Raw genomic sequence first — 20,570 nt, 5'->3', positions numbered from 1 at the left:
CCTAATAGAATTAACTCAACTATGAAATTTACATCCCCTTTATTTTTTCTATTTGTATTACTGCAAATAACTATTAATGCCCAAAGTTTAAAATATAGTGGCCCTAATTATTTTGATATTACAGAAGTCGATTTTGTAGGAGCTACAAATGGTATTATTTCTTATGAAACAACTCCTAATGGTATGGCATTTGGAGATGGAGGAACAAAATTTTATGTGGTTGGTTCTAGTTCAAATTTTATTAGTCAATTTAACTTAACCACTCCTTATGATTTATCTACAATGTCTCATTTAGATAAAAACTACTTTATAGAATCGAGTGTAGATAATAATCCAGAAGATATAACTTTTAATGCATCTGGCTCTAAAATGTACATTACAGGAGAAGACGATGCTGATATTACAGAGTTTGATTTACCTATAAATTGGGATGTTTCTTCTGCTATAATTAATGATACTTTTGATATTTCTGCAGCTATATTTGCTTACAACGGTCTTTCAGGAACAAATCCTCATGGTATTACTTTTAATAATGACGGTTCTAAACTGTATGTATTAGAAAGAGATACCGATAAAGTTTACGCATTTAATTTAACTACTGTTTATGATGTTTCTTCAGCAAGTTCAACGGGTGTTGTAGATTTAGATGTTTCTAGTCAAGAAAGAAATCCAAGAGGACTTGCTTTTAATAATGATGGAAGTGAACTATATGTTATTGGTATGACAGGTGATGACATAAATACTTACACTTTTCCGTCAGGGAGTGAATTTAATTTATCACTAGCTAGTTACTCTTCTAATTTTTCCATTCAAACCCATGAAAAAGAACCCCAAGAAGTGATTTTTAATGATATAGGTTCTAAGTTTTACGTTATTGGAACAGATGGAATAGATGTAGATGAATATACATTATCTACTAATTTCGATTTTACATCTACTGTAACTTATTTAGATAGCTATAAAATAGAAACAATAGAAAAAACAACACATGATGTATTGTTTAATGCTGATGGTACTAAGATGTATGTTGCAGGAGATATTTTAGATTCAGTGTCACAGTTTTCCTTATCTACTCCGTATGATATTTCAACAATAACTTTCGAAGATGCTTTGTCCATTAGTAGTCAAGAAACTTTTATTAGAGGTATACAATTTAATAATATTGGAGATCGGTTTTATATTATTGGCTCACAATCTGATGATGTAGGAGAGTATGCTGTTTCTATACCTTTTGATTTATCTTCTACAGTTACTCATTTAGGGAGTTATGATGTAAATTCAGATGATTCAAATCCATCTAGTTTTACTTTTAATAATGATGGTAGTTTGTTATTTGTTTTAGGAAACACTACAGATAGAGTAATTGTATATGCCCTTTCTACTAATTACGATTTATCTGGTATTGCTTCTGGTGCTATAGGTAGTTTTTCTGTTAATGTAGATGATAATGAGCCAACAGGTTTAGCTTTTAATAATGATGGTACAAAGTTTTTTATTACAGGTGATGAATTTAAAAAAGTTTTTGAATATACTTTAATAACGCCATTCGATTTAATTAGCAGGACACCAATTTTAACAAATGAATATTTAATATCTTCAATAGAAAATAGACCCACAGGCATTACCTTTAATAATACAGGTTCTAAAACGTATCTAGTTGGTTTACAGAGCGATAATATTAATGAATTTAATCTAACAAAAGGTTTTTTACCAGAAGTAGCAGTAACAAATAACGGAACAATAAGTGCTTCTAATCCTTTAGTTGTAACTATTAGTGGAGATACTTTTGCAGATATAGACGGAGATAATTTACTAGATGAAACTACAGAATTTACAATTACCAATTTACCAGAAGGACTAACACCTGTTTTTACCTTGTCTGATGGAGATACCGTGGCAACACTTTCTTTTATAGGAGTAGCAAAATCTCATTTAGATACAGATGATGTTGCAGATTTAGTTTTTAATTTTACAGATGCAGCTTTTACGTCATCTAGTGCAGCAACAGTTACTAATGCAGTAGCATTTTCAGGTTTTGTTGGTGTCAATTTTATAAGTTGTTATAATGATATTATTTATAATGGAACTTGGTCTGGAGGAAGCGGAGCTAGTGGACAGCCAACAGTAGCAGATGTAACAAAAGGAATTCGCATTCAATCTGATGTAACTTTAAATGAAGATGTAGATTGTTTTTGTTTAAATGTGGAATCTGGAAATACTTTATCGGTAACAACAGGTTTAGAGTTAAACGTTTCTAACTCTTTAGAATTAATAGGAGATATCCGTTTATTGGGAACTTCTCAATTAAATCAAACACATACAGGTGTTAAAAATGCTTCAGGTTCAGGAAACCTTTATAAAGATGTAAAAGGGAATTTATCTAACGTTTATCAAACAAGTTATTGGTCATCACCAGTAACAACAGACGGAGAAACATACAATATAAAAGGAGTTTTAAAGGACGGTACAACTCCATTAGCAGCAACTGGTACACCTTTAGATATTACTTTTACAGATAATTATAATGGAGATAATAGTACTTCTCCTATAACATTAAGTAGAAGATGGTTGGCTAAGTTTGTAAATAATAATGATTGGACAAGGCAGATAAATGAATCTACAACGTTATTAAATCCTGTAGAAGGTTTTACTAAAAAAAGTACAGGAAATGCAACAGGTCAAAATTATACATTTGTAGGTAGACCAAATGATGGAGACTACAACAGTGAAATAGCTGCTTATGGTTCTGGTACATGGAGTGTTTTAGGAAACCCGTATCCAACACCAATAAATGCAGATACTTTTATAACCGATAACTCTGGTGTTATTGTTGGAACTCTTTATTTTTATGATTCTGGTGATGATACATCTCATGTAAGAGGAGAGTATTTAGGAGGTTATGCAACGAGAACCTCAGGTATAGGAGCCCCAGCATCTGGTATTGGAGGAATAGGGACGAAGACTCCAAATCAGAATATAGATATAGGTCAAGGTTTCTTTGTTGAAGCATCTGCTTCTGGAGGTACTATAAGTTTTAATAATGCACAAAGAGTTTTTGATGTTTCTGGGGCTGCAACAGAGGTATTTCATAAAAATAAAGATGTTTCTAAGAAAACATCTTTCCCTATTTTAAGAATAGGTTTTGAATTTTTGTTAACAGACCAAACGTATCACAGACAAGTAAGTATAGGATTTAGAGGACTTACGGCTGAGTATGAAGATGGGTATGAAGCAGAAATGTGGGATTATAAATCTACGGATATGGCTTTAGAAATAGAAGGAAAAGATTTACCATATGCTATTACAGGTATAGAAGATTTTAATCAATCTTTAGTAATACCTTTAAAAGTGCAAACCAATTTAAATAGAGATGTTACTTTTAAAATAGATGACATGACAGATATAGATTCTGATGTTTATTTATATGATAGTGTAACTCAAGATTATTTCGATATTACTTCGAAGAATGCAATAGTAAACCTTGATTCAGGTGTTTATGATAATCGTTTTTTTATAACTTTTAATAAAACAACCCTTGGTTTAGAAATTAATACAACAAATAAATTTACTGTTAAAAAACAGGATAAAGACCTCGTTATTTCATCAAAAGAAATTTTAGATGAAGTTCAAATATATAATTTATTAGGACAAAATGTTGTTTCTAAAAAAAACACTTTAAAACAGTCTGAAATAAAAATGAATACCACTAATTTTAAAAAAGGAATTTACATCATTAGAGTAAGAAATTCCAATGGTAGTTTTAGTAAAAAAATTAGTGTCTACTAAATTTCCTTAATTGGTTTCCTAGTTGTAATTTCGCAAAAATATGGAGAAATTAAAACAACGTTGGAGAGTAAAAAATAATTGGTCTATTGTAGCAATTATTTTAGTGTTTTCTATAAACGGTTCTTTTGCTACTTGGGTAGCTAAACCTATAACTAGTTACATTGGGCTGTCTCAAGAAACAACAAATCCTTGGGTATTTTGGCCTTTAAGAATTTTATTAATTTTTCCTATTTACCAAGCTACACTTCCAATTGTAGGTTGGTTTTTTGGGCAATTTAAATTCTTTTGGGCTTTTGAAAAAAAGTTTTTAACTAGATTAGGGCTCGGTTTTTTATTTAAAAAAGAAGATTAAAGCGTTATAATTTCTTCTACTTCTTCCTTTTTAATTACATGGCTGTAAAACCACATTATTGTAAATGTTGGTATAATATCTAAAAAAGGGAGAGCTTCTTCAATAAAACTAATTACAGCAGCAATTTTTCCTTGTTTCCCTTTGTACATTTTAGTCATTAAATAACTAGATAATGGTGCCCATAGAACATCTAGAAAAGGTATTGGAATGATACCAATAAGATCTAGTACAATGCTTAAAATTAGTTTTTTGTATTTTTTAGTCATAGTTGTATTTTAATAAGGTCTTTCAAAATTCTTGCCAAATACAGTTTGTTTAAAATAGAAATGAATAATTTTGTTAAAATAAAATTTTTATAAGTGAATTTTAATGATTTCAAAAATAAAATATCTCAACTTAAAACAACTGAGTTAGGAGGTTTAAATGCACAATTTAAATTAGCTCCAAAAATTAGATTAAAGTACGATGCCGATAAAATTACTGCAAATAATCCAAGAAAGGCAGCAGTATTGGCTTTGTTTTATCCAAATTTAAAAAATGAAACTTGTTTTTTGCTAACACAAAGGGCAAGTTATAAGGGCATACATTCTGCGCAAATAAGTTTTCCTGGGGGAAAGAAGGATATTGAAGATGAAAATCTTGAAAAAACAGCCTTAAGAGAAACATTTGAAGAAGTTGGTGTAACTGAGGCATCTATTGAAATAATTAGAGAATTAACAGATGTTTATATTCCTCCAAGTAATTTTTTAGCAACACCTTTTTTAGGATATGCGAATCAACAACCAAATTTTAATCTAAATTATGAAGTTGAGCAAACAATTGAAGTTTTATTAAGAGATTTGTTAAGTGAAACGAATTTAACGGCTATAAAAATGAACACTTCTTATATGGAGGATGTAGAAGTACCTTGCTTTAAATTAGATGGTTATATTGTTTGGGGAGCAACAGCTATGATGCTTTCTGAAATTAAAGAACTCTTTAAATAGCATCTTTCTTAATTGTTTTGTAAGTTTGTTAAACTAACTAAAAACGAATATAGAATGCCTTTATTTAAAAGGAATCCATTTGGCCATATTTTAGTCCTAAAAAAATGGCTTATAAGAATTTTCGGAATTGTATCTCACGGTAGGTATCGTAAATTCAATAGTCTAAACATAGAAGGTTCAGAAAATCTTAAAAACCTACCAGATTCTGGAGTTTTATTTATTTCTAACCATCAAACTTATTTTGCAGATGTAGCTGCTATGTATCATGTTTTTAACGCTTCTTTAAGCGGTAGAGAGGATTCTATAAAGAATATAGGTTATATATGGAAACCGAAGTTAAATGTATATTTTGTTGCGGCAGGAGAAACAATGAGATCAGGTATATTGCCTAAAATTTTTGCTTATATGGGCTCTGTGTCTATAGAAAGAACATGGAGAAGTGATGGTAAAGATGTAAAAAGACAAGTTAAAAATTCTGATATTTCTAATATAGGAAAAGCAATTAAAGATGGTTGGGTAATTACATTTCCGCAAGGTACAACAACCCCTTTTAGACCAATTAGAAGAGGTACAGCTCATATTATTAAAACCTACAAACCAGTTGTAGTGCCTATTGTAATTGATGGATTTAGAAGGTCTTTTGATAAAAAAGGCTTGAGTATTAAAAAACGTAATGTATTGCAGTCTATGGTTATTAAAGAACCATTAGATATAGATTATGAAAATGAAAGTGTAGCAGATATAGTAACTAAAATTGAGTTTGCTATAGAACAACACAAATCTTTTTTAAAGGTTTTGTCTGTTAAAGAGTTAGAGGCATTGACTGAAGAAGAAGAAGAATTGAATAAGAAAAGAGAATTTTGGAGTTAACAATTCTAATCAGAAAATAATAAGTATTAAACCTCGAATTTTTCGAGGTTTTTTTATGGGAAAAAACAAGATTTTTGGTATTAAAAAATCGTAATTAATAACCATATAAAAACTATATAGATAAACCCTAATTAAGCTGTATATTTGCAGTCAGAAAAAAATGATATGCGTACAAAAACCATCAAAAAAAATAAGATTAACGTTGTTACTTTAGGTTGTTCTAAGAATATTTACGATTCAGAAGTATTAATGGGGCAATTAAAAGCCAATGGAAAAGAGGTTGTTCATGAAGATGAAAATGATGATGGAAATATTGTCGTAATCAATACTTGTGGATTTATAGGTAAAGCAAAAGAGGAGTCTATTGATACTATTTTGCATTATGCCAAAAGAAAAGAAGCTGGTGAAATTGATAAAGTTTTTGTTTCTGGTTGTTTAAGTGAACGTTATAAGCCAGATTTAGAAGCAGAAATTAAAAATGTAGATCAATATTTTGGTACGCACGATTTACCGAATCTTTTACAAGCTTTAGAAGCAGATTATAAACACGAATTAATAGGAGAACGTTTAACAACAACTCCTAAACATTATGCATATTTAAAAATTGCAGAAGGTTGTGATAGACCTTGTTCGTTTTGTGCAATTCCTTTAATGAGAGGAAAACACGTTTCTACACCAATTGAAGATATTGTTACAGAAGCAACAAAATTAGCAGCAAAAGGAATTAAAGAAGTAATGTTAATCGCGCAAGATTTAACATATTACGGATTAGATATTTATAAAAAACGATCTTTAGCTCAGTTGTTAGAAGCTTTGGCTAAAGTAGATGGAATTGAATGGATTAGAATGCATTATGCTTTTCCTACAGGTTTCCCAATGGATGTTTTAGAGGTAATGAAACGCGAGCCTAAAGTGTGTAACTACTTAGATATTCCTTTACAACACATTAATACAGAGTTGTTAAAGTCTATGAAACGTGGTACAACTCATGAAAAAACTACGGCTTTAATTCATAAATTTAGAGAAAAAGTACCAGAAATGGCCATCAGAACTACGTTAATTGTTGGATATCCTGGAGAAACAGAAGAAATGTTTCAAGAGTTAAAAGATTGGATTGAAGAAATGCGTTTTGAACGTATGGGCGCTTTTGAATATTCTCATGAAGAAAACACTGGAGCGTATGTTTTAGAAGATGATGTACCTGCAGATGTTAAGTTTAGAAGAGTAAATGAAATTATGGAAATTCAATCTCAAATTTCTTGGGAATTGAATCAAGAAAAAATAGGAAAAACATTTAGATGTTTGTTTGATAGAAAAGACGGAGAGTTTTTCTATGGAAGAACAGAGTCTGATTCGCCAGATGTAGATAATGATGTTATTGTAGATGCAAAAGAACATTATATTAAAATTGGTGAATTTATAGATATTAAAATTCATGAAGCTGGAGATTACGATTTATACGGAACACCAGTAACTAAAGTTGAAAAACCAATTTCTTTAAATCAAAAAAGAAAATAAAGAATCAAAAATCCTACTTTATGTAGGATTTTTTTATGCAAATTGTTCTTATGAAAAAAACGTATTTTAATTGGAGTTCAGGTAAAGATTCTGCGTTGGCACTTTATAAAATTCTACAAGACCCTACGTTCAATTTAGATTTATTAGTAACTACAATTAATAAAGATTTTAATAGAGTTTCTATGCATGGTCTTAGAAATGATTTATTATTAAAACAAACAGCATCTATAGGAATCGATTTAAAAACGATAGAATTTCCTGCGGATGTAACGATGGATATGTATGCAGAAATCATGAAAGAAGTTATGGATTCTTTAGTAGAAAAAAAATATTCTCATACTATTTTTGGTGATATTTTTCTTGAAGATTTAAAAACATACAGAGATAATAAATTAGCTGAGGTAGATATTACAGGAGTGTATCCGCTTTGGAAAAAAGACACCAAAGAAGTCTTGCAAGAATTTTTAGCTTTAGGTTTTAAGGCAATTACAGTTTGTGTAAATGCAAAATTACTAGGCGAGGAGTTTGTGGGTAGAGTTATCGATGAGCAATTTATAAAAGACTTACCAGAAAATGTAGATGTTTGCGGAGAAAATGGAGAGTTTCACACTTTTGTTTTCGATGGACCTATCTTTAAAAATCCGATTGAGTTCTCTATAGGAGAGAAAGTGTTACGTTCTTACACATTGCATGATAATGAGGATGATAACTGTCATCAACCTAAAAAAGAAAACTCAAATCACGATACGAGTTTTTGGTATTGTGATTTGAGTTAGAATTTTACTATTATCTGTTCGAGCGAAGTAGAGAACTATATGATTATTTAAATAGGTTTCTACTGCGTTCAACCTAACAAGTAACTTATTTTAAATTATCAGAATTTAATAAGAAAACAGCATTAGCAACAAAAAGCTTTCCGTTGTCCCAGAAAGATCTAAATAAAGGATTGTCTACCATATAAATAATACTTCCGCTACCCATTTTTTCTTCACCAAATAATAAAGATTCTGGTACATTTTTAACAGCTTTACTTCCTGCATAACCAGAAATATTTTTGGTTCCTTTTTCAAAATAAGCAACATTTCCACCATTCTCTAAATAGTTAAAAGTTGATCCACTTAATTTTAAAGAAAAATATTCTTCAGTATAACCAAAAGCTAAAGGGTGTGTAGCATCAACTTTACTCTTAAAAATTGCACCTGTAATTAAATTCCCTATACTTTTTCTTTCTTGATTTGCATATGGTGTTAAATTACTTTCTGTAGTTTCTTCTTTAGATTTTTTTCGTTTCAATGAAAATCCTTTTTTATCAGCAAAACTATTTAAAGCTCCACCAATTGTAATTAAAGTTCCTCCAGAACGTGTAAAAGTTGATAATTTATCTAAAGTGTTTTGATTTAATACACTTCCGTAACGACCATCAGGAAGTATAATAACATCGTAATTAGAAAAATCTGTTCTGCTAAAATAATCTGAGTTTATTACAGTTAAAGGGTATTTTAATTCTTGTTCAAAAAAGTACCAAACTTCTCCGAAACTTAAAGAAGAAGTTCCATCACCAGAAAGTAAAGCAACTCTTTGTTTTTTAATTGGTTTTACACTAGCAGAACCAAAATCTAAACCAGTGTCTACAAAACCGGTAGAAACTGCTTGAATTTTTCTGTTGTTATTATTAGCTATTTCAAGTAATTTATCATCAAAATTAGCGATTCTATTATCGTTTCTTAGAATAACTAAAGTTCCTTTTTCGTAAGAATTTCCTTCTAAAGAAAATGACTTTTCAGCAAAACGAGGAGTCATATTTTCTTTTAATATAGCAGCTAAAAAAGTAGCGTCTTTAATAGTATTCCACTTAGCAATGTAAGCGTAAGCACTTTTATCAATAGAATTTGTAATACTTTGTGCAGTTGTATTAGTAGTAGAACTAACTTTTGTTTTAGAAGCAACAGCATTAAAACCGTAAGCATATGGTAAAGACCAAGCAGTAATATCATACGTTAAAGAATCTACTAATTTTGCCTTAGGTTCAAATAAAACCTGAACCATTGTTCCTTTTGGTTGATCTGTATGAATTATTAAATCTCCTTTAGAAGTTGTAAATTTTTCTTCTTTTTGAGTACTGTAATTATAACCTTTTACAGATCCGCTGTTTGCAAATTCGTATTTAATTTCGTGTTTATCTAATAAGCTTTTTAAACGATCTGTTTTATCATCATTATCATTCTTTAAAACAAAACTTTTGTAATCAGAATTATTGTTTTTAAAGAATTTTTTAAACTCGGTATTTAATTTTTCTGCATTTTTTGATGAAATTTCTACAGTAGATAAACCGGTTGTCATGTGGTGAGTTGCTCTAGCTTTTAAAGTTAAAACTTCACCTTCATTTGTGTCTATTCCTAAACCAGCACGTCCGTGACCCGCTTGTTCATACGTCATACCAATTGCTCCCATATAAATAGGATATGTGTCTCCGTAACTTGGGTATAACAAATCGAAACTTTCTTTTGTAAAATATAACCAACCTTCTTTATCAAAATAACTAGCGTGATTTTTACCTACTTGTGTTTGAAACTCAGTTTGCCATTCTGTAATAACTTCGTGAAAAGGAGCTGCTGCAGGAGCAAAATAATAAGGACTATTAATACCTTGTTCATGGAAATCTACATGAACATGTGGCATCCATTTGTTATACATTTTTATTCTTTGCTGAGATTCTACTTGAGTTGCCCAAGCCCAATCTCTATTTAAATCAAATAAATAATGATTTGGTCTTCCTCCTGGCCAAGGTTCATGATGTTCTTTGGCATCTTGATCAACATCAAAAGGTGTACTTTTTACTTGGTTGTACCAATTTACATAACGATCTCTTCCATCAGGGTTTACACAAGGGTCCATGATGATAACGGTGTTTTTTAACCAGTCTTTTTTATTGGTTACCAATTCGTAAATTGTTAACATAGAGGATTCTGTACTAGAAGCTTCATTACCATGTACATTGTAACTTAACCAAACAATGGCTTTTTTATTAACCGAATTGCCATCAATAATACCTGTTTGAGATAGATTTGATTTTCTAATATTTTCTAAATCATCTATATTTTCTTGAGAAGAAATATAGCTTAAATACAACGGTCTGTGCTCGTTGGTTTCTCCGTATTTTTCTAATTTTACATTAGTTAAAGTATTGCTAACGTATTTAAAATAGTCTACAACTTTATGATGTCTGGTAAAACGAGAACCAATTTCATAGCCTAAAAATTCGGAAGGAGATTGTACTGTTTGTGAAAAAAGGCTTCCTATAGTTAAGAAAGCAATACTAAAAAAGATTTTAAATTTCATAAATAAGAGTTTGGAAACCAAAAGTAAGAATATATTTTTTTGTTTTTCAGAAGATTGATTCTTTATCTTGTTAAAACTTTGTTAGATTGGATTGGCTCTTACGACAAAGGAAAAATTATTCGTATTTTTATCAAAAATTAATCAAACTAAATGAATTCTACTTCAGAATCTGATTGTTGCCAAAAAAGTGTTATTTAAGATGAAAGTAACACAGATACCATTTCAAAAAACAGGATTTTTTTCTAAGATAATGCTAGATTATTTAGAAAAGAAAGAGTCTATACAACCATTTTATAATAATTTTCCTGATATTTCTGGTTTTCATAGTCAGATAGAGGAGAAGCAAAAATCATTTAGATTGCAATCTAGATTGGTGTTGGTTGATGCTTTAAAAAATCAATATCAAGGATTTAATGTTTCAAAAAAAACGGAAGAAAATATAGAGAGCTTAAAGTTGCAAAATACATTTACTGTAACTACAGGTCATCAATTAAATTTGTTTACAGGACCTTTATATTTCTTATATAAAATTCTTTCAACAATTAATTTGTGTGAAGAGTTATCAGAAAAATTTCCTGAACAAAATTTTGTTCCCATTTATTGGATGGCGACAGAAGATCATGATTTTGAAGAGATTAATTATTTTAATTTTGATGGAAAAAAAGTGCTTTGGAACCGAAAAGATGGTGGAGCAGTTGGACGATTTTCTACTGAAGGATTAGCTGCTGTTTTTGACGTTTTTTCGGAACACTTAGGGCATTCTAAAAATGCTGAATTTCTAAAAGAGTTATTTTCTGATGGATATTTAAAACATAATAACTTAGCGGATGCAACGCGTTATATTGCAAACGAATTATTTAGCGATTATGGTTTGATAATTATAGATGGAGATGACACTAGTCTAAAACAATTGTTTACCCCAATTGTAAAAGACGAACTTGAAAATGAAACTTCATTTAAAGCCGTTTCTAAAACAATTACAGATTTAGAAAAGAATTATAAAATTCAAGTAAACCCAAGAGAAATTAATTTATTTTATTTGGGTGATGATTTTAGAGAACGTATTATTTTAGAAGGAGGAGTTTACAAAGTAAACAATACCGATATTACTTTTTCTAAGGCTGAAATCTTAAAGGAAGTAGATGAAAATCCAAAATCATTTTCGCCAAACGTAATTATGAGACCTTTATACCAAGAGGTAATTTTACCAAATCTTTGTTATTTAGGAGGAGGAGGAGAGATGGCGTATTGGTTAGAATTAAAAGATTATTTTGAAGCAGTAGCCATTCCATTTCCTATTTTATTATTGCGTAATTCGGTACAAGTAGTATCAGAAAAACAAGCAAAAAAATTAGAGAAATTAAATATTTCTTTAGAAGAACTGTTTTTAAATCAACATGATTTATTATCTGAAAAAGTGAAAGAAAACTCTGATATAAAAGTAAACTTCGATGAAAAGATTCAGTTTTTAGAAAAGCAATTTTTAGAACTTAAAGAAGTAGCTAAACAAACAGATGTTTCTTTTGTGAATGCTGTAAATGCGCAAGAAAGAAAGCAAATTAAAGGTTTAGAAAATTTACAAAAGCGTTTGTTAAAAGCAGAGAAAAAAAGACAAAAAGATTTAGTAGAAAGAATTACATTATTACAAAATGAAATTTTACCAAATCATAGTTTAGAAGAACGTCAACGTAATTTTTCTGAATATTATTTAGAGTATGGTTCGTCATTTACAAAAGCATTAAAAATGGCATTAAAACCATTGCAATTAGAGTTTACAATTTTAGAGTTGTAATACTAGGAGAATGAGAGAAGCTACAGAGCTTCACCGAGTTTTTTTTAGCAATTGCGAAATCTCATAAATTTTTTTTAATTTTTAAAACTTACATTATAAATTCAGCTTATATAGCCTACTTTTGACACGCTGTTATAATCAGTGAAATTTGTGTAAATTATTTACACAATAATTACATCAAATAGAATGAAAGACAAAGGATTACACCCCAAAAATAAATTCAACAAAGGCTATAACTTTGATGAATTAAGTACCATAAACCCAGCATTAAAGCAATATGTTGCTAAAAATCAATTTGACACTGTTACCATAGATTTTTCGAACCCTGATGCAGTAAAAGAATTGAATAAAGCTTTATTATTTTCTTTAGATAAAATTTCTACTTGGAATTTTGGCGATAAAAATTTATGTCCACCAATACCTGGTCGTTTAGATTACATTCATCACTTAGCAGATTTGTTATCAGAAGAAAAAGATATTAAAATTTTAGATATCGGTACAGGTGCTACAGGTATTTATCCATTATTAGGAATTGCAGAATATGATTGGAGTTTTGTTGCTACAGATATCGATTTAGATTCTTTAGATACTGCCCAAGATATTATGGATGATAATAATTTTACAAATAAAATAGAATTACGTCAGCAATTAAATGAGGAGCAAATTTTAAAAGGAGTTTTAAAAGATACCGATTCATTTTCTGCAACAATGTGTAATCCGCCTTTTTACAAATCGGCAGAAGAAGCACAAGGAGCTAATGGAAGAAAATCTAGAAACTTAGGTAATAACGCTGTTAGAAACTTTGCCGGAAATAACAATGAACTTTGGTACGTAGGTGGAGAAAAAGCTTTTTTACATAATTATTTATATGAAAGTTCTTTGTTTCCTAAAAGTAGTAAATGGTTTACTAGTTTAGTTTCTAAGAAAGAAAACGTAAAGAGTTTAGAAAAGTCTTCTGCAAAATTAGGGGCTGTTGAATTTAAAATTATTCCGATGCACCAAGGAAATAAAGTAACCAGAATTGTTGCTTGGAGGTTTTAATTAAAGGTTCTTTAATTTTTTCAGAGGAAAAATATATTTTTAAAAAAGGTTCAATCAATTTATAAATTGATTGAACCTTTTTTTATGAGGTTTCTCACTTGCTAAAAAATCTAATTTTAAATGATATTCGGTTTGTTGTTATTGGGAACCGGAATGTAGTTAGTCATTCCGAATGAGGAACGAAGTGGAATCTCATGATGGATTGAAGTGTTTTTTGTAAGATTTAATAATATTGGTGTTGTAATTTTTTATAAGATTTAGCTCATTTAGAAATGACAAAAAAGATTTAGTTAAAAACCACATCATTAATTTTATACTTTTTACAAATAAAATGTAAAAGAGTATAAACCAACATGTGTACAAAAACTAAACAGATAAAGGCATATAAAGGCACTCCAAAAAGTTGATATGGCCAATAATAGGTCCAAACACCTAAATAAATAGTAATCACTTCTCCAAAAGCAGGAAGAATTAAAGCCAGTAAAATGGCCAGAAAAACCTTGTTTTTTTGAGTTTTCTCTTTTAATAAAGGAATTAAAGTGCGTTCTAGTTTATACAAATAATGAAAAGCTAGCATCCAAGCAAAAGGCAACCATAAAGGCAATTCTCTTGTAACTTCATGATATTCCCAATAACCATTTGCAACGCCCCAAGTTTCACCAATAATACCACCAAAACCAGTTAATAGCATACCTATTAATAATAACCAGTTCTTGTTTTTTTTTGGCAGAATAATTTCCTTGTAAACGTTATGTATAATTTTTAGAACTAAAATACCTGCTATTATAGCGTCATATTCTTTTAAAACACCAATAAGAATTCCTGCAATTATTAATTTTAATAATGCTTTTAGCGTTTCTTTTAAGAATAGTTTTTTATTAGTAATCAATGTATTATTTCTTTTGTGACAAAAATAAGATTCTAAACTGAGTCAACTCTTCTTTTTTTATTAAATTGAATGGTATGAGTTCATTCTTTTGTGCATTGGAGTAAGAAAAAATAGATTAGTATGTTAAATTTGTTTTAAAGCAAACTCACATGAATAAAAAAACGTTTAAAATATTTTTACTAGTCGTATCTATTTTATCTATTTATAAAATTGTAGAGTATCGGGTTACAAAAAAAGTGGATGCTTATTTAAAAACACAACAATTAAGTTATGATGCTGTATCAGTAAATTTATTACTTGGTAATATTACTTTAAAGAATGTAGCAAGTGTAAAAGATAGTCTTCAATTTACAACAGAAAAATTAGAAATTGAAGATGTTTCTTATTATCAATATGTAAAAAACAAATCAATTTCTGTTGGGAATTTAAAAGTGCTGAATTCTAAAATTACAGGGAAGCTAATAAATAAAGAAACTAAAAAAGGGGAGAGTACTAGTACACCCCAAAAAGCTCCTTTAGGTTTAAAAATAGACAATATTCAGTTTGAGAATATAGAAATTGATATCATTAAGAATGATAACTATCCTTTAATTGTACAAAACATTTCTTTTGAAATGAATGGTTTTGAGTTGGATGATACTCAAAATAAAACGATTCCTTTTTTATATGATGATATAGAGATCTCAATGAGTAATTTTGAAACTCAGTATTCTAAAGTTCAGAAAGTTAAATTTTCTAAATTAAATTTTGAAAAAGACAATTTAACCTTAGATAGTTTAGAAATTAGGCCGTTAAAGTCGAGAGAAGAATATATCTATCATGTTTCTCAAGAAAAAGAATTAATGACTTTATTTAGTGAAAAAGTTGTTATTTCTGATATAAAAATAGTGGAAAAAGAAAAATTTCACGTCAGTGTAAATCATATTTTATTTGATGAAGTTTTTTTTAATTTATATTTAGACGGAACTGTTTTAGAGCACCCAAATATAAGGAAGGATTTGTATAGTAAAAGTCTTAGAAATTTACCTTTTAATATTGATGTAAAAAATGTAGATATTAAAAATTCTAAAATTGTTTATGAAGAATATATAATTGAAAACAACAAACCAGGTATTCTAATTTTCGACAAGTTACAGGCGCAAATAAGTAATATAAATAATAGTAGTGATAAAGCTACTAAGTTAACAACTGCAAAGATTCAATCTAATTTTATGGAATATTGTCCGTTGGATATTGAGTGGACATTTGATATTAATAATAAAAATGATAATTTTAGAATAACAGGAAGTTTGTTTGATGTGAATTCAAAAAACATGAGTTCTTTTTTATTACCTACCATGAATGTGAAAATGGATGGTTATATAGATAAAATGTATTTCGATTTTGAAGGAAATGATTTTGCCTCTAATGGGAAGTTAAATTTAGATTTTAAAAACTTTAACATTAAAGTTTTAGACAAAGACAAAACCAAAAATAAAGTGCTAAGTTGGTTGGCAAATCTATTTATAAAGGATTCTTCTAAAAACGGAATTGTAAAGGTAGAAACTGAAAATGTAGAAAGAGATACCACAAAATCTTTCTGGAATTTTTTCTGGATAAATGTTGAAAAAGGACTACAAAATTCTTTGATTTAACAGCTTAAATCTATGATTGTTTTTTTAACTTTTTATATTTTTTCTCATAAATAGTAAAAGAAACATAATAAGAAAGAAGGAAATAAACGCAAAAAATAGTAAGTACTTTAGAAACGAATTGCAGGGTTAAAAAACCTTGTACACTTTCTAGTAATTGAAAAACAATACCAAAAGGAATTGCAAAATAAAGACTTTGTAGCAGTGCGTATTTAACTCTATTATTTCTCTTTGCTTCCCAATACTCTATAAAGTTGTCTTTCTTAGATTTTGCAGATTTTTTAGAACTCATTTTTTGTTTTTATAATCTCAAAGATATATAAAACCAAAGAAATTTAGTTTGTTTTTTAATACTGTTTTTTTATCAATTAATAAAAACAAAAAAACCGAAGCAACTTGCTTCGGCTTAAATATGATGATCCGTTTATGCCTAGATATTAGGAATCACTAATTCTTGTCCTATCTGAATGGCATCAGGATTCGTTAAAATATTTGTGTTAGCTTCAAAAATAACATTGTATTTTCCAGACTTTCCGTAATATTTTTTAGATATTTTACTTAAAGTATCTCCACTTTTTACAGTATGAGATGCAAAAATAGAAGTATCAGCAACTTCAATATTTGCTTGTATATCTGTAGGGTTATCACCACCTACTTCTTTTATTTTATCCCAAAGAAGGTTTTTTTCATATTGGTTTTTTGCAGTACCTGTTAAGTGTAAAACACCATTTTCTTCTTTTACATCACCGTTTTCAATTGCTAATTGTTCTCCTAAATCTAATACACTTTGATATTTTGTTTTCATTTTATTTTTTAGTTATCGTTAATACTTTAAAGATACAAAAAAACCGAAGCAAGAAGCTTCGGTTTTCGATAAAAGTACTGTTTTTATCGTTAGAATTAAACTATCGTAAATAATATTACTTTTTTCTGTCAGATTCGTATTTCTAATGTGCTACAAATCTAATAATCTATATTTTATAAATGAATCACTTCATCATAAGCGTCAGCAACAGCTTCCATAACTGCTTCACTCATGGTTGGGTGAGGGTGAATTGTTTTTAAAACTTCATGACCAGTAGTTTCTAATTTACGTCCTAAAACTGCTTCAGCAATCATATCTGTAACACCAGCACCAATCATATGGCATCCTAACCATTCTCCGTATTTTGCATCAAAAATTACTTTTACAAAACCTTCTGTAGCTCCAGATGCAGTTGCTTTACCAGATGCAGAAAATGGAAATTTACCAACTTTTAAATCGTAACCCGCTTCTTTAGCTTTTGCTTCAGTCATACCAACAGATGCAATTTCTGGAGTAGCATACGTACAACCAGGAACGTTTCCGTAATCGATTGGCTCTGTATGTAAACCAGCTAATTTCTCAACACAAGTAATTCCTTCTGCAGAAGCAACGTGTGCTAAAGCTTGTCCAGGAACCACATCACCAATAGCATAATAACCAGGTATGTTAGTTTGATAAAAATCGTTTACTAAGATTTTATCTCTATCAACAATAATTCCAACATCTTCTAAACCAATGTTTTCAATGTTAGATTTAATTCCAACTGCAGATAATAAGATATCAGCCGTTAAAGTTTCCTCTCCTTTTTTAGTTTTTACAGTAGCAACAACACCTTCACCAGAAGTATCAACAGATTCTACAGAAGAATTTGTCATTACTTTAATACCTGCTTTTTTAATTGATTTTTCAAATTGTTTAGAAACATCAATATCTTCAACTGGTACTACATTAGGCATAAATTCTACAATAGTAACATCAGTTCCCATAGAATTATAAAAGTGAGCAAACTCAACACCAATTGCTCCAGAACCTACAACAATCATAGATTTTGGTTGCGTAGGTAAACTCATTGCTTGTCTATAACCAATTACTTTTTTACCATCTTGAGGTAAATTAGGTAATTCTCTAGAACGTGCACCTGTAGCAATAATAATATTGTCTGCACTATATTCAGTTACTGTTCCATCCTCGGCAGTAACATCTACTTTTTTACCAGTTTTAATTTTACCAAAACCGTTAATAATATCAATTTTGTTTTTCTTCATTAAAAAAGCAACACCTTTGCTCATTCCTTCAGCAACACCACGACTTCTTTTAATTACAGCATCAAAATCTTTATCAATAGCTTCTGCTTTTAAACCATATTGGTCAACATGCTTTAAATAATCATAAACCTGTGCAGATTTTAACAATGCTTTTGTAGGTATACATCCCCAGTTTAGGCAAATTCCACCTAAGCTTTCTTTCTCTACAATGGCAACTTTAAAGCCTAATTGAGAAGCTCTAATACCTGTAACATAACCTCCAGGTCCACTTCCAATAATAATGATGTCGTATTTCATAATTGTATATTTAACTTTTTATTTTTATCTATGTTACTTCTAGTTATTTTTTTAAATCGTATCCAGAAGTTGGGCGTTTTAACAGGCTTTCCGTTGTATCTTTTGCTAAAAAAGCAAAAGGATGCCACTTCAATCCCTAACGCTTGCTAATTTACTAACTTTTGGTCTTACAGCCAATGTAAGATTCAACTAATTTACATTCTCTCCGGAACTTTAATTCCTAATAATAAAAATGCAGATTTTATAGTATCAGCTACTTTTTTAGACAATTGAACTCTAAAAGCTTTTTTATCTAAATCTTGTTCTCCTAAAATATGTACATTCTGATAGAAAGAATTAAACTCTTTTACCAAATCGTATGTATAATTTGCAATAATTGCTGGCGAATAACTGGCAGCAGCTTGTTGTACCGTTTCAGGATACAATTCTAATTGTTTTAGTAATTCTTTTTCCTTTTCGTGTAATTCTATCTTTATAGGTTGTGAGTAATCAAAATCTGCTTTTCTAATTATAGACTGAATTCTAGCATAGGTATACTGAATAAAAGGACCTGTATTTCCCTGAAAATCTACAGAAGATTTTGGGTCGAACAAGATTCTCTTTTTAGGATCTACTTTTAAAATAAAGTATTTTAAAGCACCTAAACCAATGGTTTCGTATAATTCGTTTTTTTCTTCATCAGAATAACCGTCTAGTTTTCCTAATTCTTCAGAAATTTCTTTGGCAGTTGCCGTCATTTCATCCATTAAATCATCTGCATCTACAACAGTTCCTTCTCTAGATTTCATTTTACCAGAAGGTAAATCTACCATTCCGTAACTTAAATGATGCAATTGTTTTGCCCAATCAAATCCTAATTTCTTTAAAATTAAGAACAATACTTGAAAATGATAATCTTGTTCGTTTCCAACCGTATACACCATTCCACCAACATCTGCATAATCTTTTACACGTTGTATAGCGGTACCAATATCTTGTGTCATATAAACAGCTGTTCCATCAGAACGTAAAACGATTTTCTCGTCTAATCCATCTTCGGTTAAATCACACCAAACAGAACCGTCTTCTTTTTTGTAGAAAACACCTTTTTCTAAACCTTGTGCAACTACATCCTTTCCTAATAAGTAGGTGTTACTTTCATAATATAAAGTGTCAAAATTTACCCCCATACTTTTATAAGTAACCTCAAAACCAGCATATACCCAAGAGTTCATTTCTTTCCAAAGAGCAACAACTTCTTCATCTCCAGCTTCCCATTTCAACAACATTTGTTGTGCTTCTACAAATAAAGGAGCTTCTTTTTTAGCTTCGTCTTCTGTTTTACCTTCCGCAATTAATTGCGCAATTTCTTTCTTATATTCTTGGTCGAATTTTACATAGTAATTACCAACCAATTTATCACCTTTTAAACCTGTAGATTCTGGCGTTTCTCCGTTACCGAATTTTTCCCAAGCCAACATAGATTTACAGATATGAATACCTCTATCGTTTATAATCTGAGTTTTATAGACTTTTTTACCTGCAGCTTTAATAATTTCAGCAACAGAATATCCTAATAAATTGTTACGAACGTGCCCTAAGTGTAAAGGTTTGTTGGTATTTGGAGAAGAGTATTCTACCATCACCGCTTTTTCATCCGCCTTTGGCGAAACCATACCGTAACTAGAATCAGGATAAATAGAATTGAAAAAGTTAGTATAAAAACTATCGTCAATTACTAGATTTAAGAAACCTTTTACTACGTTGTAATTGGTTATTTCGGCAACATTTTCTACTATATATTTACCTAAATCCTCACCAATTTGCACAGGATTTCCTTTTTTGTATCGCAATAAAGGGAATACTACTACTGTAATATCTCCTTCAAATTCTTTTCTGGTTGCCTGAAATTCTACTGTTGGAATCTCTATATTGTATAGTGCTAAAAACCCTTCTTTTACTTTGGTTTCTATAATGTTTTGAATGCTCATTTAGTATCGAAAATTGAAATGCAAAATTA

16 protein-coding genes are annotated in these 20,570 nt (G+C 29.7%); 9 read left to right on the top strand and 7 right to left on the bottom strand.

The annotated features are described in order from the left end of the window. The first annotated feature begins 21 nt into the window (after positions 1 to 21). Positions 22 to 3,786, top strand: coding sequence for a beta-propeller fold lactonase family protein (locus H0I28_RS07190; RefSeq protein ID WP_218761180.1), 3,765 nt, complete (start codon positions 22 to 24; stop codon positions 3,784 to 3,786). Positions 3,787 to 3,826: 40 nt separating this feature from the next. Further along, positions 3,827 to 4,138: a DUF6787 family protein gene (locus tag H0I28_RS07185; RefSeq protein ID WP_218761179.1), complete on the top strand. Its 312-nt coding sequence runs from the start codon at positions 3,827 to 3,829 to the stop codon at positions 4,136 to 4,138. Here H0I28_RS07185 and H0I28_RS07180 read toward each other — a convergent pair. After that, entirely contained in the window at positions 4,135 to 4,404 is a 270-nt protein-coding gene (locus H0I28_RS07180) for a hypothetical protein (protein WP_218761178.1), read from the bottom strand. The two genes, H0I28_RS07185 and H0I28_RS07180, sit on opposite strands and share 4 nt — an antisense overlap. A 93-nt stretch (positions 4,405 to 4,497) precedes the next feature. On the opposite strand from H0I28_RS07180, the gene H0I28_RS07175 reads away from it, so the two are divergent. From H0I28_RS07175 to H0I28_RS07160, 4 genes are all read left to right on the top strand, one after another. Next, on the top strand, positions 4,498 to 5,124 hold the full coding sequence (locus H0I28_RS07175) for a CoA pyrophosphatase (RefSeq protein ID WP_218761177.1): 627 nt from the start codon (positions 4,498 to 4,500) through the stop codon (positions 5,122 to 5,124). Positions 5,125 to 5,178: 54 nt separating this feature from the next. Continuing rightward, positions 5,179 to 5,994: a 1-acyl-sn-glycerol-3-phosphate acyltransferase gene (locus tag H0I28_RS07170; RefSeq protein WP_218761176.1), complete on the top strand. Its 816-nt coding sequence runs from the start codon at positions 5,179 to 5,181 to the stop codon at positions 5,992 to 5,994. Positions 5,995 to 6,159: 165 nt separating this feature from the next. Beyond that, positions 6,160 to 7,512, top strand: a complete 1,353-nt coding sequence (rimO, locus tag H0I28_RS07165; protein WP_218761174.1) for a 30S ribosomal protein S12 methylthiotransferase RimO — start codon at positions 6,160 to 6,162, stop codon at positions 7,510 to 7,512. Positions 7,513 to 7,562: 50 nt separating this feature from the next. Then, on the top strand, positions 7,563 to 8,288 hold the full coding sequence (locus H0I28_RS07160) for a diphthine--ammonia ligase (RefSeq protein WP_218761172.1): 726 nt from the start codon (positions 7,563 to 7,565) through the stop codon (positions 8,286 to 8,288). 85 nt (positions 8,289 to 8,373) lie between these two features. On the opposite strand, the gene H0I28_RS07155 is transcribed toward H0I28_RS07160, so the two are convergent. Then, a complete protein-coding gene (locus H0I28_RS07155) occupies positions 8,374 to 10,851 on the bottom strand; it encodes a M14 family metallopeptidase (RefSeq protein ID WP_218761170.1) in 2,478 nt (825 codons plus the stop codon). 199 nt (positions 10,852 to 11,050) lie between these two features. Here H0I28_RS07155 and bshC point away from each other — a divergent pair, with 199 nt between their 5' ends. Together bshC and rlmF are read left to right on the top strand one after the other, a co-directional pair. Then, entirely contained in the window at positions 11,051 to 12,643 is a 1,593-nt protein-coding gene (gene bshC, locus H0I28_RS07150; RefSeq protein WP_218761169.1) for a bacillithiol biosynthesis cysteine-adding enzyme BshC, read from the top strand. 186 nt (positions 12,644 to 12,829) lie between these two features. Further along, positions 12,830 to 13,684, top strand: a complete 855-nt coding sequence (gene rlmF, locus H0I28_RS07145; RefSeq protein WP_218753823.1) for a 23S rRNA (adenine(1618)-N(6))-methyltransferase RlmF — start codon at positions 12,830 to 12,832, stop codon at positions 13,682 to 13,684. A gap of 286 nt (positions 13,685 to 13,970) precedes the next feature. On the opposite strand, the gene H0I28_RS07140 is transcribed toward rlmF, so the two are convergent. Then, the gene (locus H0I28_RS07140) at positions 13,971 to 14,573 is read right to left on the bottom strand and encodes a hypothetical protein (RefSeq protein WP_218753821.1); all 603 of its coding nucleotides are present in this window, start codon (positions 14,571 to 14,573) and stop codon (positions 13,971 to 13,973) included. Positions 14,574 to 14,722: 149 nt separating this feature from the next. On the opposite strand from H0I28_RS07140, the gene H0I28_RS07135 reads away from it, so the two are divergent. Beyond that, positions 14,723 to 16,207: a hypothetical protein gene (locus H0I28_RS07135; protein WP_218761168.1), complete on the top strand. Its 1,485-nt coding sequence runs from the start codon at positions 14,723 to 14,725 to the stop codon at positions 16,205 to 16,207. 10 nt (positions 16,208 to 16,217) lie between these two features. Here the strand turns inward: H0I28_RS07135 and H0I28_RS07130 are convergent, their stop codons facing one another. From H0I28_RS07130 to argS, 4 genes are all read right to left on the bottom strand, one after another. Next, a complete protein-coding gene (locus tag H0I28_RS07130) occupies positions 16,218 to 16,496 on the bottom strand; it encodes a hypothetical protein (RefSeq protein ID WP_218730851.1) in 279 nt (92 codons plus the stop codon). A gap of 138 nt (positions 16,497 to 16,634) precedes the next feature. Beyond that, positions 16,635 to 17,009, bottom strand: a complete 375-nt coding sequence (locus tag H0I28_RS07125) for a LysM peptidoglycan-binding domain-containing protein (RefSeq protein WP_218730850.1) — start codon at positions 17,007 to 17,009, stop codon at positions 16,635 to 16,637. 173 nt (positions 17,010 to 17,182) lie between these two features. After that, entirely contained in the window at positions 17,183 to 18,571 is a 1,389-nt protein-coding gene (lpdA, locus tag H0I28_RS07120; RefSeq protein ID WP_218730849.1) for a dihydrolipoyl dehydrogenase, read from the bottom strand. Positions 18,572 to 18,765: 194 nt separating this feature from the next. Beyond that, entirely contained in the window at positions 18,766 to 20,541 is a 1,776-nt protein-coding gene (gene argS / locus H0I28_RS07115; protein WP_218761167.1) for an arginine--tRNA ligase, read from the bottom strand. Positions 20,542 to 20,570: the final 29 nt, after the last annotated feature.

Source organism: Polaribacter sp. AHE13PA (genome assembly GCF_019278505.1).
Lineage (GTDB): Bacteria > Bacteroidota > Bacteroidia > Flavobacteriales > Flavobacteriaceae > Polaribacter.
Note: the sequence above shows the minus strand (reverse complement) of the source record. Positions and strands in the feature narration are given on the sequence as shown.